We start from the raw sequence: 14,646 nt of genomic DNA on the forward strand, positions 1-14,646 counted from the left end.
GGTTCTCCGATTGGGGCCGATCAGCCTGCGATTGTAGCGGCAGCGCGTGCATCGCAGGCGTGCACGAGATCGCCACATGCAGCGCGCGATGCTGTGGCGATGCAGACCAACGACCCCGTCTTCGCCGGTTGGGACGGCAGCGTGATTCAGGCGCGACAGTTGCAGCAGCAACTGGCACGGCGCGTGGTGCTCGACGACGCGGTAGGCGCAACGCCGCAGTTGCTTGCAGGGTTCGATGTCGGTTTCGAAGACGATGGCCAGACCACCCGTGCGGCCGTCGTGTTGCTGGATGCGCAGACGCTGCTGCCGCTGGAAACGCACGTCGCGCGCGTGCCGACCTCGATGCCCTATGTCCCCGGCCTGCTCAGTTTTCGCGAATTGCCGGCCTTGCTGCAGGCCCTGGCGCGGCTGTCGCGTACGCCGGATCTGGTGTTCATCGATGGCCAGGGCATCGCACACCCGCGCAGGCTTGGAATTGCGGCGCACTTCGGCGTGGTCACCGGCCTGCCGTGCATCGGCATCGCCAAGCAACGCCTGGCCGGCAGCTTCGCCGAGCCTGGGCCGGCACGCGGCGACCACACGCCGATCCTGCTGGGCGGTGCGCAGATCGGCTGGGCACTGCGCAGCAAACCGCGCTGCAATCCCTTGATTGTCTCGCCCGGCCATCGTGTGTCGATGCAAGGCGCACTCGACTGGACCCTGCGCACCTTGCGCGCCTATCGCCTGCCCGAGCCCACGCGCCTGGCCGACCGGCTGGCCTCGCACCGCGGCGAGGTGACGGTACCGGCCACCTACCCCGCTCAGCTGCTGTGAGCAGGCGTCGCATCAGTGGCCACGGCCACGAGCGGCAGCGCCGGCCGCACTGGCACGGCGCTGCAGCGACCAATCAGTTGTAGGTGATGACGATGCCACCGGAACTATTGATCCGGAAGAAAATCATTTGCTTGTCTAACGGAGGCCGGTAATTCACCGAAGCCCCCACTGCATAGGGCTGATCGCCGCACGAGGACGCGGACGAAACGACCTGATAGGTGGTCGCCGTGCTGAGCGTCGGCCCTGCAACACTCCTGCCGGAGTAGACCGCATAGCAGGCGGCCGCGCTTCCATTGATCAAAAATGCCAGCGAGCGGACATTGGCGGACGCACTGATGATGCGACTGGGGACAGCCCGGGCGCTCTGCGCACTACCAAGGCAGGGCGCCAGCGCTGCCATCACCAAGAAGAGCAGCGATGTTGACTTCCTTCCTGAGATCGATAACGACATAACGTATTCCTCGGATTGGGAGTAGGAATCTGAAACGCATCGAGTAAAACGCTAAAGCGCGAGCGAGTTGCCGCCACGTGTGCAGCGCAGACGATGCACGGCAAGTGACCGTTGCCGATCTGGAACCTGAAACACGCAATGAAGGCCAAGGCGCTCGCAGAGCGTGCAACGCCGCCATTATTCATGGCGCAATGACCCACGCAGCTTGGCAAAACGCAGCTGGGGTGCGCCGGTACGTTTCCCGCAACGCAACTTCGTTCGTGTTGCAACACGCCGCTGCCAGCGCCTCGTCGACCGATGCTCGGCAGCGCAACGGCGACCTCTGTCGACGGCCGCTCGCGTTGGAAGATCAGGCCAACCATGGTGGCCGCAAGCGCCCCAGGCCTTACCACTTGCAGACATGCGGACGGGAATGGCGCCTGCGCCTACGCCTCGACGTTGCGGCCTGCATCGTCGCGGACCGCAGCGCTGGATGAGTCGTCTGCGCGGCCAACGATGTCCACGTTGGCAACGCATCTGCCTGCAAAGGACCAGGGCTTTGTCGCCATGAACTGCTGTCGCGCCGCGTCCGCGTGGCGTTCGCGATGCGGCGCCAGCCGCTGCGCCGATGACGCATTCTTCCGATGCGCATGAAGCGCCATGACTCGGACACTGCGTTTTACGCCACGCGCCCGCCTCGGCCACCGCGCATGCGAAGCTCGTGCCCACATCATCAACTCCGCGAGATCGCGCATGACCACCCTGATCGCTCCACGCGTCCACGACATCGGCGGACTGGAAGTGCGCCGCGCCGTGCCCACCCTGCAGGCGCGCAGCGTCGGCCCGTTCGTGTTCGTCGACCACATGGGCCCAGCCGTGCTGGAGCCGGATCACGGCATCGATGTACGCCCACATCCGCACATCGGCCTGGCCACGGTCACGTTCTTGTGGGCCGGCGAAATCGGCCACCGCGATACGCTCGGCTCGGACCAGGTGATCCGCCCGGGCGACGTCAACTGGATGACCGCCGGCCGCGGCATCGCCCATTCCGAGCGCACGCCCGGCCCGGAGCGCGCACGCGAACACGCCTTGCACGGCATGCAAACCTGGATCGCCTTGCCGCGCTCGGCCGAAGACACCGCGCCCGCGTTCCATCACCACGCGGCGGCAAGCTTGCCGCAGCAGCGCCGCGATGGCGTGTGGCTGCGCGTGATCGCCGGCCGCGCATATGGCGAGGAATCGCCGGTACAGGTGTTCAGCGGGACGCTGAACGTGGCGCTGGACCTGGCGCCCGACGCCGAACTCGATCTGGACACCGGGCACGCCGAGCGCGCGCTGTACATCCTGGAAGGCGAGGCGCAGCTGGATGGTGCCGATGTGCCAGCCCGCCACTTGATCGTGCCCTCGCCCGGCGCCCGCGGCCGCTTGCGCGCCAAGACCCCGCTCAAGGCGATGTTGCTCGGCGGCGAGCCGCTGGATGGGCCGCGTCATCTTTGGTGGAACTTCGTGTCCAGCTCCAAGGAGCGCATCGAGCAGGCCAAGGACGACTGGCAGGCAGGCCGCTTCGGCAGCATTCCTGGCGACGACAAGGAGTTCATTCCGCTGCCCGAAACACCGGCCCCAAAACCGGTTAATTACCCTTGAAACCGTGCGCTGCGCGCGTGGACCGGCACGCGCAATCACCAGGTCTCGGAACGGAAGTGCCGCGCTGCGCATGCGATGCCAGGCGCATGTGCGACACCACTTGAGCCGATTCGCAAAACTGTGGTAGTGATTGCTTTGTAGACGGAGCGCGCTGCGTAGACGGCAGTCCTCGAGCGGGGAGTTCGAGGCACTGCAACGGCACGAAATCGGCGCGCCCGCATCGTCATCCAATGCCGGGGAATCGTGTATGAAGTCTGCATCCTGCCTTGTTGGCCTGAGCTTGCTGCTGGCCGCTGCCACCGCCCATGCCCAGACCTCGCCGGTCTGCCCGCCGTTGCCACCGGCCTCCGGCCTGCAGTGGAACGAGCTCGCCGGTGCCGATTACCTGGTCTGCAAGGCCATGACTGCCGATGGTCGGCAGGTGGTCGGCGTGATGCTCACCACCCGCGACCCGGCGATGACACTGTCACGCGACCGCCGCGCCGAAAAGGGCCAGATCCAGCAGGAAGATTTCTACTGGTACAAGCTCGACCTCGGCGGCAGCAACGTGCCGGGCATGGAATCGCGCCGCGTCACCGTGGTCGAACTGGGCAAGAAGCGCTACGCGCAGCTGTGGATTGATGGTGCCAGCACCGAAGAACTCGCCTCGATGCAGTCGATGGTGCAGAACATGGATCTGCAACCGGCCAGCCTGGCGCTGCAGCGCTGACGCAACGCGCGTTACAGCGCTGCGCGCCGCTGCTGTAACGGCCTTGCAGCGCGCGGGCTTGCCGGCGCGCTGCACACATTGCCTGACGATATCCGCCGCTAGCGCGTGGCCGCAGATCGCCATTGCGCGCGGATGCTGGTGCCTCAGGCGTGTCGCGCCGACGCGCGTGAGGCAACGTTCAAGCGGCGTGCAGATGCACCACGCGCGCCGGATGCGTCCAGCCGCTCAACGATTTCGAATCCGCCGGCCATCACGTGCGGCGACCCGTTGGAGATCGCGCACGGTTGCGAACGTTGCAGCAGTAGCGCAGGTCGTGGCACGCCCGGAAGCGGTGTGGACCGATCGCCCGGTCCGATTCCGATCTCGCATTCACCGAACCCGAAGACCGCCGGCAAGCGTCTGTCAGTCGCATTGAATCGCCGTGTCTCCACCGCCGCCAGCGGCCTGCAACTGACTGTCGATGCGCACCTCGCCGGTAAGCAGGCGATGGATCGGGCATTTGTCGGCCACCTCCATCAACCGTGCGCGTTGCTCGTCGTCGAGCGCCCCGTCGAGCACCACCTCGCGGGCGATCGCCGTGCCGGCAGCGCCGCGCTGCGTGTAATGCAGATGCACGTGCACCGCCGTCAGCGGCCACTGCTTGCGCGCGGCCACCATCGACACCGTGATGGCGGTGCACGCGCCCAGTGCGCCCAATACCTGCGATTCGGGATCCGGCCCGACGTCGCTGCCACCATTGGCCAGCTGCGTATCGCCGCTCCAGGTGTGCAGCCCGTCGTGGATGCTGACCGTGTACGGCACCGTGCCGGTGCGCACGCTGACGGGGCGGTCACTCATCGCCGGCTCCCGCTCTTGCACGCGGGCCGGTTCAAAACCGGCCTTCCTGGAAATCGACGAACGCCTGCATCAGCTCCTGCTTGGTGTTCATCACGAACGGGCCGTGCCGCATCACCGGCTCGTTGAGCGGGCGGCCGGCGACCAGGATCAGTGCGCACCGTCGGCACCGGCGTGCAGGCGCAGGCGCTGTCCACCGCCCAACACGGCCAGTTGCTGCGCCGGCAACGCGCGCGCGGTGTCGCTCTCGCCCACCGTCAGCGCGCCCTCGAAGGCATACGCGAACGCGTTATGCCCGCTGGGCAGCTGGTACTCCCATTCCACGTTCGGTTCCAGTGCGATATCCAGGTACACCGGGCTGGTGGCGGGCTGCACGATCGGCCCGACCACCTCGCCCACCGCACCGGCAATCACCTTGACCGTCACGCCGGGCGCCGGGTGCGCCACCGGAATGTGGTCGGGTGCGTACTCCTGGTACTTGGGATCGGTCATCTTGTCGCGCGCCGGCAGGTTCACCCACAACTGAAAGCCGCGCATGCGTCCGGATTCCTGCTCCGGCATTTCCGAATGGATCAGCCCGCGCCCGGCAGTCATCCACTGCACGCTGCCCGGGGTCAGCAGGCCTTCGTTGCCGTGGTTGTCCTTGTGGCGCATGCGTCCGTCGAGCATGTAAGTCACGGTCTCGAAACCGCGATGCGGGTGGCTGGGGAAACCGGCCAGGTAGTCTTCGGCCTTGTCGGTGCCGAATTCATCCAGCATCAGGAACGGGTCCAGTTCCGGCAGCTGCTGCGTACCGATGACGCGGGTCAGCTTGACCCCGGCCCCGTCGGAAGTCGGCATGCCGCGAATGGTGCGCAGTACATGCGCTGCTGTGGTGGTCGTGGTGCTCATCGCTTGTCCCTGTGCCCTGTGGCGAAGCGCCAATGATGGGTGCGCGCGGGCCGCCGCCCAACCGCGACCATTGCAACCGATCGTTCCAAACGCCGCCAGCGCCAGCGCCCCTAACCGATCCGTGACCGCAGCACTCTACGACCAAAGTTCTAACCCGTTGCGCCCGCCTGGCATTGACCGCGGCCGGGCGTGGGTGGACCCTTGAACGAATCGTTCCTGAGGGGCATGCATGAAAGGGTTCTCGAAGCTGGCCTGGGGCGCGTTGGCGCTGCTGGCCGCGTTCTGCCTGGGCACCGTCGCGCTGCGGCGTGGCGAGCATATCAACGCGTTATGGATCGTGGTGGCGGCGGTGTCGATCTACCTGATCGCCTACCGGTTCTACAGCCTGTTCATCGCCGACAAGGTGATGCAGCTGGACATCACCCGCGCCACCCCGGCGGTCGCCAACAACGACGGCCTGGATTACGTGCCCACCAACAAGCACGTGCTGTTCGGCCATCACTTTGCTGCCATCGCCGGCGCCGGGCCCCTGGTCGGCCCGGTGCTCGCCGCGCAGATGGGCTACCTGCCCGGGCTGCTGTGGCTGGTGGTCGGCGTGGTGTTCGCCGGTGCGGTGCAGGACTTCGTGGTGCTGTTCCTGTCCAGCCGTCGCAACGGCCGCTCGCTGGGCGATCTGGTGCGCGAGGAGATGGGCCAGGTGCCCGGCACCATCGCCCTGTTCGGCGCCTTCCTGATCATGATCATCATCCTGGCGGTGCTGGCGATGGTGGTGGTCAAGGCGCTGGCGGAAAGCCCGTGGGGCATGTTCACCGTCATCGCCACCATGCCCATCGCGATCATGATGGGCGTGTACATGCGCTACATCCGCGTCGGCAAGATCGGCGAGATCTCGGTGGTGGGGTTGATCCTGCTGCTGGGCGCGATCTGGCTGGGCGGCAAGGTGGCGGCGGACCCGACCTGGGGCCCGGCCTTCACCTTCACCGCCAAGCAGATCACCTGGATGCTGATCGGCTACGGCTTCGTCGCCTCGGTGCTGCCGGTGTGGCTGCTACTGGCGCCGCGCGACTACCTGTCCACCTTCCTCAAGATCGGCACCATCCTGGCGCTGGCGATCGGCATCCTGGTCGTGATGCCGGACCTGAAGATGCCGGCGCTCACGCAATTTGCCTCCACCGGCGACGGCCCGGTGTGGAAGGGCGGCATCTTCCCGTTCCTGTTTATCACCATTGCCTGCGGCGCGGTCTCCGGTTTCCATGCGCTGATCGCCTCCGGCACCACGCCCAAGCTGCTCGCCAACGAAGGCCACATGCGCTACATCGGCTACGGCGGCATGCTGATGGAATCGTTCGTGGCGATCATGGCGCTGGTGGCCGCGTCGATCATCGAGCCGGGCATCTATTTCGCCATGAACAGCCCGGCTTCGCTGGTCGGCACCGACACCGTGGCGGTGGCCGCCAAGATCAGCGAGTGGGGCTTTTCGATCACCCCGCAGGTGCTCGAGGCCACCGCACGCGATATCGGCGAGCACAGCATCCTGGCGCGCGCCGGCGGTGCACCGACGCTGGCGGTGGGCATCGCGCAGATCCTGCACCAGTTGCTGCCGGGCGAAGACACCATGGCGTTCTGGTACCACTTCGCCATCCTGTTCGAAGCACTGTTCATCCTGACCGCAGTGGATGCCGGTACGCGCGCCGGCCGCTTCATGCTGCAGGACCTGCTGGGCAACTTCGTCCCGGCGTTGAAGAAGACCGAGTCGTGGACCGCCAACATCATCGCCACCGCCGGTTGCGTGGCGCTGTGGGGCTACCTGCTCTACACCGGCGTGATCGATCCGTTCGGCGGCATCCAGACCTTGTGGCCGTTGTTCGGCATCTCCAACCAGATGCTGGCCGGGATCGCGTTGATGCTGGGCACGGTGGTGCTGTTCAAGATGAAGCGCGAGCGTTATGCCTGGGTCACCATCGTGCCGGCGCTGTGGCTGCTGCTGTGCACGACCTACGCGGGGCTGATCAAGATCTTCGACAGCAACCCGGCGCAGGGCTTTTTAGCGCAGGCGCACAAGTTCCAGGCCGCCATCGCCAGCAATACCATCACCGCGCCAGCCAAGACGGTGCCGCAGATGCAGCAGATCGTCACCAATGCCTACGTCAACACCGGGCTGACGGTGCTGTTCCTGTTCGTGGTCGGCTCGATCCTGATCTATTCGATCAAGACCATCGTGGCGGCACGCCGCAACCCGCAACGCACCGACCGCGAAACCCCGTACGTGGCGTTGCAGCCGCACCAGATGGCAGACCTGTAATGGGCACGCAACTCGTCCTGGCCAGTCACTATCAGGCGCATCGCCGCATCTGGCGGCGCCTGATCCAGACTGCGCGGCTGTGCTGCGGCATTCCCGACTACGACAACTACGTGCGCCACATGCTGGAAAAGCATCCCGATAAACCGGTGATGGACTATCCCGCCTTTTTCCGCGAACGCCAGGATGCGCGCTATGGCGGCAAGAGTGGGTTCCGGTGTTGTTGACGTGGCCGGCTGGTGAATAATTAGTCGGCGAATCAAGAAGTAGACCCGCAACAGGGCGCAATGCGAATCGCGCCCTGTTGCGTTGGCTCGACCGAGCGCACTGGAAGGGCTAGGGGCGACTGATGAAACGTGTCTTGCCGTGATCAAGCACTGCGATAGATCAGTTGCAGAGGAGCTGAACTGGGCGTGCTGCAGGGCCCTTGTCCGCCCGCTATCGCGAGACACGCCGTGAAGCCATCCATGGAAGCTCTTGCGCGGCACCTATGCCGCCTACGGTAGGCGGGCAAGAACCAGTCGAGCTGGTCGGTGTGCGCGGTACGAGCAGCGCATTGTGAGACTCGATAAAACGAATCGCGTATTGGCTCATGCGCTTTCGTCGCGATGCCTGTCGGATGTCATGGCCAATCAATCCGCAGCAAAAAACCCCATCGACACGTGTAGGAACCTGTTCGCGGCAGTGCGCTGCCTTCGTCAGCCGCCAGTCGACTGTCCAGTGCGGTGTCCTCGCCGCTTGCGGGACGGGCTCGCTGCGTGTCGCAGACACCGCACGCCCCTCACCAAGCTGCCGTCTTAACCAGCCCGCTTTCGCGTCAGCCGCGCAAACAACGCAGGCAAATCCCGCATATCGTCGAATACCTCGAGCACACCGATGCGGCGCAAGGTGTCGCCATGCCCCGGTGGAATGTGGCTTGCTCCGGTAAACCCGAGCACCTGCATGCCGGCCGTCACGGCCGCCGTTGCACCGGTGGGGCTGTCTTCGATGACCAGGCAACGCTCCGGCGCTACGCCGGCGGTGCGTGCCGCCAGCAGATACACGTCTGGCGCCGGCTTGGGCCGCTCCACCATGTCGGCGCTGAAAATACGTCCCGCCGCACGCGCGGCGAGCCCGGCCCGTTCCACCGAGGCAAGCACATTGTGGCGCCGGCTATTGGAGGCCACCGCCAACGGCAGCGGAATCTGTTCCAGCGCCTCGCGCACGCCCGCGATCGGCTGCACCTGCGCCTGGATCAAGGCCTCGCTGCGCGCCTGGATCTGCGCGAGCAGAGTCTGCGGCAACTGCAGCGCAAAGCGCTCTTCCACCCGCCGCAACACCTCGCGTGTGGTCTGCCCGAAGGTGGTTTCCAGCAGCTGTTCCAGCGGCTCGCTTGGCACGAAAGACCCCAGCGTCTCACGCATTACCCGGTCGGCCAGTATCTCGCTGTCGACAAGAACGCCATCACAGTCACTGATCAGTAGCTCGTACGCCATTGCACCCATCTGCTCGCAAAGCGCCATTATGCCGGTCTGGGTGTGACCGTCGGCTGTGGGGCAGCAGGCTGGCGTCATGAATACCTTCGCCGCTTGCAGCATGCAGCATGCGCACTACCGGGACAGGCGGCCCCGAGCATGCGGCCCGCCACACCGTCATTTCACAAAAAGCCATGTCACGAAATCTTACCGCAAGCGTTTTTTGCAGCTGCTAGGATCTGCCCCGCTGCGGCGGGACTTGCCGCAGCGTCATCAGGAATGCGATCAGGAGAAGGAGATTTCGATGCAACCGCGATTCCCTGCCCTGCTCGTTCTTGCGACCTCGTTTTTCGCGGTCTCATGCACCGCCTCAGCCGGTGCCAAGGAGCAAACCACCATGTCAGCTACGCTGCAGGACCACACCGTCGCCTTCCGCGACCCCGCCCTGACCGATATCGCCAAGGCCATTGCGCACGGTGATGTTGCCCAGATCAAGGCACTCGCCCCCACTGTCGATCTCGCCGCGCATGGCGACCAAAACGTCACCTTGCTCGAATGGGCAATCTGGAACGAACAACCGCGTTCCTTGGCCGCATTGCTCGATGCAGGCGCAGATCCGTCGTTGCCTGGCATGGACCAGGAAACGGTCGTGCACATGGCCGCCATGGCCCAAGACCTGGAATATCTGCAAATCTTGTTGCAGCACAAGGCGCCTATCGATGTGGTGAGCAAGCGTGCGGGCTGGACACCGCTGTTCCGCGCGGTGCAGAGCAAGCGCGATGCGCAGATCGATTTGCTGATCAAGGCCGGTGCGGATGTACAGCGCGTCGACCATACCGGCAACAGCCTGCTGCACCTTGCAGCGCAAAGTGGTGCAGCTAGCCCTGCAGTGCTCGCCCTGCTCAAGGCCGGTGTCGATCCCTCCGTGCGCAATGCCCAGCAGAAGACTTTCCAGGCGTATTTCTTCACCACGCCGGACCGCCTGCTCAATGCCAGCGGGCAGCAGGTGAGGTCGGAAGTGCGCGCGTGGTTGAACGCCCACAACATTCCCGTGGAAAGCAGCCGCTAAGCGCGCTTTTCGCATGACGAACGCAAGGAGCCGCGCATGAGCCCGTCAGTATCTTCTTCTTCCACCCCGTTCGCAGAATCGATGCGCGGGCAACAACCGCACCCGGAGGACCGCCAGTTCCCCGCGATGCTGCAAGACCTCTACGCCACCGCCGCCCAACGGCGCGAAGGCGGCGCCGAAACCTTTGCCGCCTTGCCCAACGGCTGGTCGCGCATGGACGACCACGCGCTGCAGCAAGCAGGCATCGACCCTGCCCTGCTGCACGACGCCAAGAGCGGCTTCGATGCCGCGTTCTATCGCAATGATCAGGGGCAGGTGGTGCTGGGCTTCTGCGGCACCGACGAAGGCAAGGACTGGAAGCACAACATCGGCCAGGGCCTGGGCTTGGACGATGCGCAATACGCTTCGGCGATCCAGCTCGGCAGCCAGGCCAAACAGGCGTTCGGCGACCAGGTGGTGATCAGCGGGCATTCGCTAGGTGGCGGCCTGGCCGCGGCATCGGCAATGGTCAACGACATTCCGGCGGTGACCTATAACGCCGCCGGCGTCAACGACCGCACGCTGGAGCGCCAAGGTCTGGATGCATCGGCGGCCAAGGACTACGCCAATAGCGAATTGATCCGCGGCTACCACGTCAAGAACGAAATCCTGACCCATCTGCAGGAAGACAGCATCCCGCTCAAATGGGCCATGCCCAATGCGGCCGGTCATCAGATCGAACTGCCGGAGCCGGACCCGTTGTCCTTCGGCCAGCGCCTGGTGCCGGGCATGATGCTCAAGCACCGGCTGGATCTGCACGGCATCGATTCGGTGATGAAGGCGCAGGACATGCAGTTGCAGGACCGGGCGCGCGGCAACGCATTGCAGCCCGGCAGCCAGCTGTTCAACGACGCGGTAGTGAAACTGGATGGACAACGCGACCGCCTGGGGCTGCGCGACGACACCGCGTTTCTCAATACCGCCGCCAGCGTGGCCGCGCGTGCAGGCAACGATGGCCTGCAGCGCATCGATCACCTGGTGCCCAACCGTGATGGCGACAGCCTGATTGCGGTACAGGGGCGCATGGACGACCCGGCCCATCTGCGCAGCCATGTGCAGACAGCGTCCGCGGCCAACGAGCCGGCACAGACCAACGTCAGCCAGTTGCAACAGCACAATCAGCAACACACCCAACAGCCGCCGCAACAGCAGGAAGAACAGCGCCGGGTGATTCAGCAGTAAGGCTCCGGTGGCCCGCGCAATGTGCGGGCCACTCTTTGCCTTGCCCGTGGCTGGCAGCAGCGCGTCCAGGTCGGGCGCAATCGCTGTCGGCTTCGCGCAGTGAAGCGTGTCTTTGAGAATCGCGCGCGTCTTCGAACCGTAGCGCGACGCAACTGACGCCGTGTCACAGGAGTCGTCAGCCAATCGCGCACGGTGCGCAGAAGCGCCATGCCGGCGCGGCACGTGGCGCAACGCCGAGCATCGCCCCGCCGCTCTGGCGATTGCACGGCAGCGTAATACCGCACCCAGTCGCGGAGTCGTGGCGTTGCGGGTTGCAGCGCGCGTTATCCAGCGCCCGCCATCGCCCGCAAGGTGATACCGACCAGATAAGCCAGATAGGTGCCCGTGGCGTAGCCCATCGTGCCCAGCAACACGCCGACCGGCGCCAATGCCGGGTGAAACGCCGCGGCCACCACCGGCGCGGAGGCGGGGCCACCGATATTGGATTGCGAGCCGATCGCAAAATAGAAGAACGGCACCCGCAACAACCGGCCAAGCCCCCATAACACCGCGATATGCACGGCAATCCAGATCAGGCCGAGCAGGAACAACCATGGCCGGTCCAGCAGCGCCAGCAGATCCATCTGCATGCCGATGCAGGCGATCAGGAAATACAGCAGCACGGTGCCGATCTTGGACGCGCCCGCGCCCTCCAGCGTGCGCGCATGGGTGAAGCTCAGCAGCAGGCCCAGGCTGGTCGCCAGCACCACCACCCACACGAATGGCGTGTCCAGACTGAACTGGCTGGCCCAATGCAACTGCGCCTTGCACCACGCGGCAAGAGGATTGGCCAGGGCATGCGCAACGCCGACGCCACCGAACGCCACCGCCACGATCACCATCAGGTCGGCCAAGCTGGGAATGCGCGCATGCTCGGCCTGGAAGCGCGCCATGCGCTCCCGCAAGGCGTCCAGCGCCTGGGTGTCGGCACCGCTGCGTGCGTCGATCTTGCGCGCGCGGCCGGCCAGGAAGATCAGCGCCGCCATCCACACATAGCCCACCCCGACATCGACTACGGCGAACTGCCCGAACGTGGTTGCGTCCACATCGAACACTTCGCGCATCGCCAGCATGTTGGCGCCGCCGCCGATCCAGCTGCCCGCCAGCGCTGCCATGCCGGCCCAGGTATCGCCGGCCACCGTGGCCGGATGCAGCCAGCCCATCGCCCAGAACGCCACCACTGCACCCAGCATGATGCTCAGCGATGCGCCCAGATACATGGCCACCAGCTTGGGACCGAGCCGCAGGATCGCACGCAGGTCGATGCTCAAGGTCAGCAGGATCAACGCGGCAGGCAGCAGCACGTCGCGGGCGATCGGGTTGTACAACCGTGTGTTGACACCGTCGATCAAACCGGCCGTGTTGTAGATGCCCGGCAGCATATAACACAGCAACAAGGCCGGCACCCATGCGTAGAAGCGCCGCCAGAATCCTTGCTCACGCGCGGACGTCCAGAACACCGCGCCCAGGGTGGCGGCGATCAGGCCGAACACGACAATATCGTTTTGAATCAGCGCAGCACCGGCAGCATTCACGACAGGCGGACATCCAGAAAGGTAGCCGCCAGAGTGCGGACCGGACCAAGGCGGCCGATCCCTCGAATCTAGCCGACCCGGACGTCTGCGCAAACCCGGCACGGCTGCGGATAGACGCCACCGTCGGCAAGGACTTACCTGCAGCAAGCGGTCCGGTTTTCTACGGCCTCAGCCGTAGCGCCGCACCACCCGGTCGCCGCCGCCGGTGTTGACCACCACGCCGCTGGGCTGGCCAGTGGTCAGGCAGTGCAGCTTGGCCACCAGTTCGGCAAAGTCCAGCGCGCCCTGTTCGCGCAGATACCGCAACGGCAACCAGTGCGGGCGGGTTACCCACCAGCCGCCCTGTGCGGGGTGGATACGTACGACATAACGAGACTCGTCCATCAGGCCTCCGGCCAGTGCGTATAGCGGTCGAGCGAGGCGCACGGGGCGTAGGGCCGCAATGCGCGAGGAATGGGAATGCTTTCTCCCGTCCGGTATGCCGGCGCGCCCTTACTCAAGGGGCCGCGGGAGAGTAGCCAATGGCCCCGCGTCCGGCATAGCCAGGATGTTCTTTTACGCATGCCGATGCCGTCGGGCTGACACTGGCAGGGCGGTAGGAAAATTCTTACGTGACACACATCACGTCCAGCGCTACATTCGGTCAGGACTGGTGAACGCCGCGTCATCAGTAACCGTCAGACGAGCGCGGACGGTGCGTAGTGGGTGATCAGTCGCTCTTGAAGACTGCCTCTGGGGAGGGGTTGCATGCATCTGCTTAGGAAATTCCAGTTTTCGGTCAAGACCGCCATGGTGATTGGCTATGTGTTGGTGATCAGGGAAGCGGTCGTGCTGTGGTCGTAAGGCTGATGCACGGTTGAACGCGTCGGCCGGGCACGTCGGTTGATAGGCGAAAAGGATAGGTAACGCACCTGGACCGGTGTCGGTGATCGGTACCGGTCGCGCCAGCGTTCGTGCGTGTAGCGACAGTGCTTGCCGTTTACGCGCGGCCGCCGCGCCTGTCGTGTCAGGGCACAGGCTGCCAGAGATCTGGGTGCATACCCGTCATGGCGTCTCAGTCCGCATCGACCCAGCCGCGCTGCTGCGCGGCGGCCAGATCGGCAGGGGTATCGATATCCAGCGCCAACGCCGGGGCGCTGACGCACCCCAGGCTCTGCAGGTCGAGGCTGGCGAACAGGCCGCGCAGGCCGCTATCGGCCTGCAACGGAACATCCGCCCAGGCCGCATGCGTGACCACCGCGGGAATGCCGCGCACGCCGCTGTAGCCACTGGTTGCACACCCGGAGACGGCGCGATCGGCTTCTTCCAGCAGGGAGCGCAAATGCGGGGCATCCAGCGCAGGCTGATCGCACCCCAGGATCAGGCTGCGTCGCAACGCCTGGTCGCCCTGCACGTGCCGGCGCAGTGCGGCCAGGCTGGAACCCATGCCCTCGGCCCAGTCGGGATGCCGGAGTATTTCGACATCCAGATCCTGCAACAGCTCGCTCAACGTATCGGCATCGGCACCCAGCGCGACCACGCAGCGGCGCGGCGCAGTCAGTAATGCGATGCGTGCGGCGCGGCGCAGCAGCGGCTCGCCGTCGCGCATCAACAATTGCTTCGAGCGGCCAAGCCGGCGCCCTGCCCCGGCGCCCAGCACCAGTGCCGCGTGATCACCACTCATGGGCAACACGCTGCTGCCGCGGCGGCGACCAAGAGAGGTGTCGCT

The 14,646-nt window shown here is 65.4% G+C and carries 13 protein-coding genes and 1 pseudogene; 7 read left to right on the plus strand and 7 right to left on the minus strand.

Annotation, left to right across the window (positions count from 1 at the left end):
* The first annotated feature begins 99 nt into the window (after positions 1-99).
* Entirely contained in the window at positions 100-813 is a 714-nt protein-coding gene (nfi, locus tag ACCQ03_RS14690) for a deoxyribonuclease V (RefSeq protein ID WP_057677947.1), read from the plus strand.
* Between the two features lie 73 nt (positions 814-886).
* On the opposite strand, the gene ACCQ03_RS14695 is transcribed toward nfi, so the two are convergent.
* Positions 887-1,264: a hypothetical protein gene (locus ACCQ03_RS14695; RefSeq protein ID WP_057677941.1), complete on the minus strand. Its 378-nt coding sequence runs from the start codon at positions 1,262-1,264 to the stop codon at positions 887-889.
* 732 nt (positions 1,265-1,996) lie between these two features.
* On the opposite strand from ACCQ03_RS14695, the gene ACCQ03_RS14700 reads away from it, so the two are divergent.
* Both ACCQ03_RS14700 and ACCQ03_RS14705 read left to right on the plus strand, forming a co-directional pair.
* The gene (locus ACCQ03_RS14700) at positions 1,997-2,887 is read left to right on the plus strand and encodes a pirin family protein (RefSeq protein WP_209225954.1); all 891 of its coding nucleotides are present in this window, start codon (positions 1,997-1,999) and stop codon (positions 2,885-2,887) included.
* 247 nt (positions 2,888-3,134) lie between these two features.
* Positions 3,135-3,596, plus strand: a complete 462-nt coding sequence (locus ACCQ03_RS14705) for a hypothetical protein (RefSeq protein WP_039570517.1) — start codon at positions 3,135-3,137, stop codon at positions 3,594-3,596.
* Between the two features lie 402 nt (positions 3,597-3,998).
* Here the strand turns inward: ACCQ03_RS14705 and ACCQ03_RS14710 are convergent, their stop codons facing one another.
* The gene (locus ACCQ03_RS14710) at positions 3,999-4,433 is read right to left on the minus strand and encodes an OsmC family protein (RefSeq protein ID WP_057677939.1); all 435 of its coding nucleotides are present in this window, start codon (positions 4,431-4,433) and stop codon (positions 3,999-4,001) included.
* Positions 4,434-4,464: 31 nt separating this feature from the next.
* Positions 4,465-5,321 (minus strand): annotated as a pseudogene (locus ACCQ03_RS14715) (pirin family protein).
* 229 nt (positions 5,322-5,550) lie between these two features.
* On the opposite strand from ACCQ03_RS14715, the gene ACCQ03_RS14720 reads away from it, so the two are divergent.
* Together ACCQ03_RS14720 and ACCQ03_RS14725 are read left to right on the plus strand one after the other, a co-directional pair.
* Entirely contained in the window at positions 5,551-7,623 is a 2,073-nt protein-coding gene (locus tag ACCQ03_RS14720; RefSeq protein ID WP_057677938.1) for a carbon starvation CstA family protein, read from the plus strand.
* Entirely contained in the window at positions 7,623-7,847 is a 225-nt protein-coding gene (locus ACCQ03_RS14725) for a YbdD/YjiX family protein (RefSeq protein ID WP_003488133.1), read from the plus strand. Before ACCQ03_RS14720 ends, ACCQ03_RS14725 begins: the two co-directional genes overlap by 1 nt.
* Positions 7,848-8,417: 570 nt before the next feature.
* Here ACCQ03_RS14725 and ACCQ03_RS14730 read toward each other — a convergent pair.
* A complete protein-coding gene (locus ACCQ03_RS14730; RefSeq protein WP_057677937.1) occupies positions 8,418-9,122 on the minus strand; it encodes an HAD family hydrolase in 705 nt (234 codons plus the stop codon).
* Between the two features lie 211 nt (positions 9,123-9,333).
* Here ACCQ03_RS14730 and ACCQ03_RS14735 point away from each other — a divergent pair, with 211 nt between their 5' ends.
* Both ACCQ03_RS14735 and ACCQ03_RS14740 read left to right on the plus strand, forming a co-directional pair.
* Positions 9,334-10,143: an ankyrin repeat domain-containing protein gene (locus ACCQ03_RS14735; RefSeq protein ID WP_162267533.1), complete on the plus strand. Its 810-nt coding sequence runs from the start codon at positions 9,334-9,336 to the stop codon at positions 10,141-10,143.
* Positions 10,144-10,179: 36 nt separating this feature from the next.
* On the plus strand, positions 10,180-11,364 hold the full coding sequence (locus ACCQ03_RS14740) for a Tle-like phospholipase domain-containing protein (protein WP_209225951.1): 1,185 nt from the start codon (positions 10,180-10,182) through the stop codon (positions 11,362-11,364).
* A gap of 323 nt (positions 11,365-11,687) precedes the next feature.
* Here ACCQ03_RS14740 and ACCQ03_RS14745 read toward each other — a convergent pair whose 3' ends face one another.
* The 3 genes from ACCQ03_RS14745 to ACCQ03_RS14755 all read right to left on the minus strand — a co-directional run bounded on the left by ACCQ03_RS14745 (position 11,688) and on the right by ACCQ03_RS14755 (position 14,601).
* Entirely contained in the window at positions 11,688-12,938 is a 1,251-nt protein-coding gene (locus ACCQ03_RS14745; RefSeq protein ID WP_209225949.1) for a DUF819 family protein, read from the minus strand.
* 168 nt (positions 12,939-13,106) lie between these two features.
* Positions 13,107-13,322 (minus strand): hypothetical protein, encoded by a 216-nt coding sequence (locus ACCQ03_RS14750; protein WP_057677934.1) that lies wholly within the window; start codon positions 13,320-13,322, stop codon positions 13,107-13,109.
* 670 nt (positions 13,323-13,992) lie between these two features.
* On the minus strand, positions 13,993-14,601 hold the full coding sequence (locus ACCQ03_RS14755; protein WP_057686970.1) for a nucleotidyltransferase family protein: 609 nt from the start codon (positions 14,599-14,601) through the stop codon (positions 13,993-13,995).
* Positions 14,602-14,646 lie beyond the last annotated feature (45 nt).

Source organism: Xanthomonas sp. NCPPB 3569 (genome assembly GCF_041475645.2).
Taxonomy (GTDB): Bacteria; Pseudomonadota; Gammaproteobacteria; order Xanthomonadales; family Xanthomonadaceae; genus Xanthomonas; species Xanthomonas phaseoli.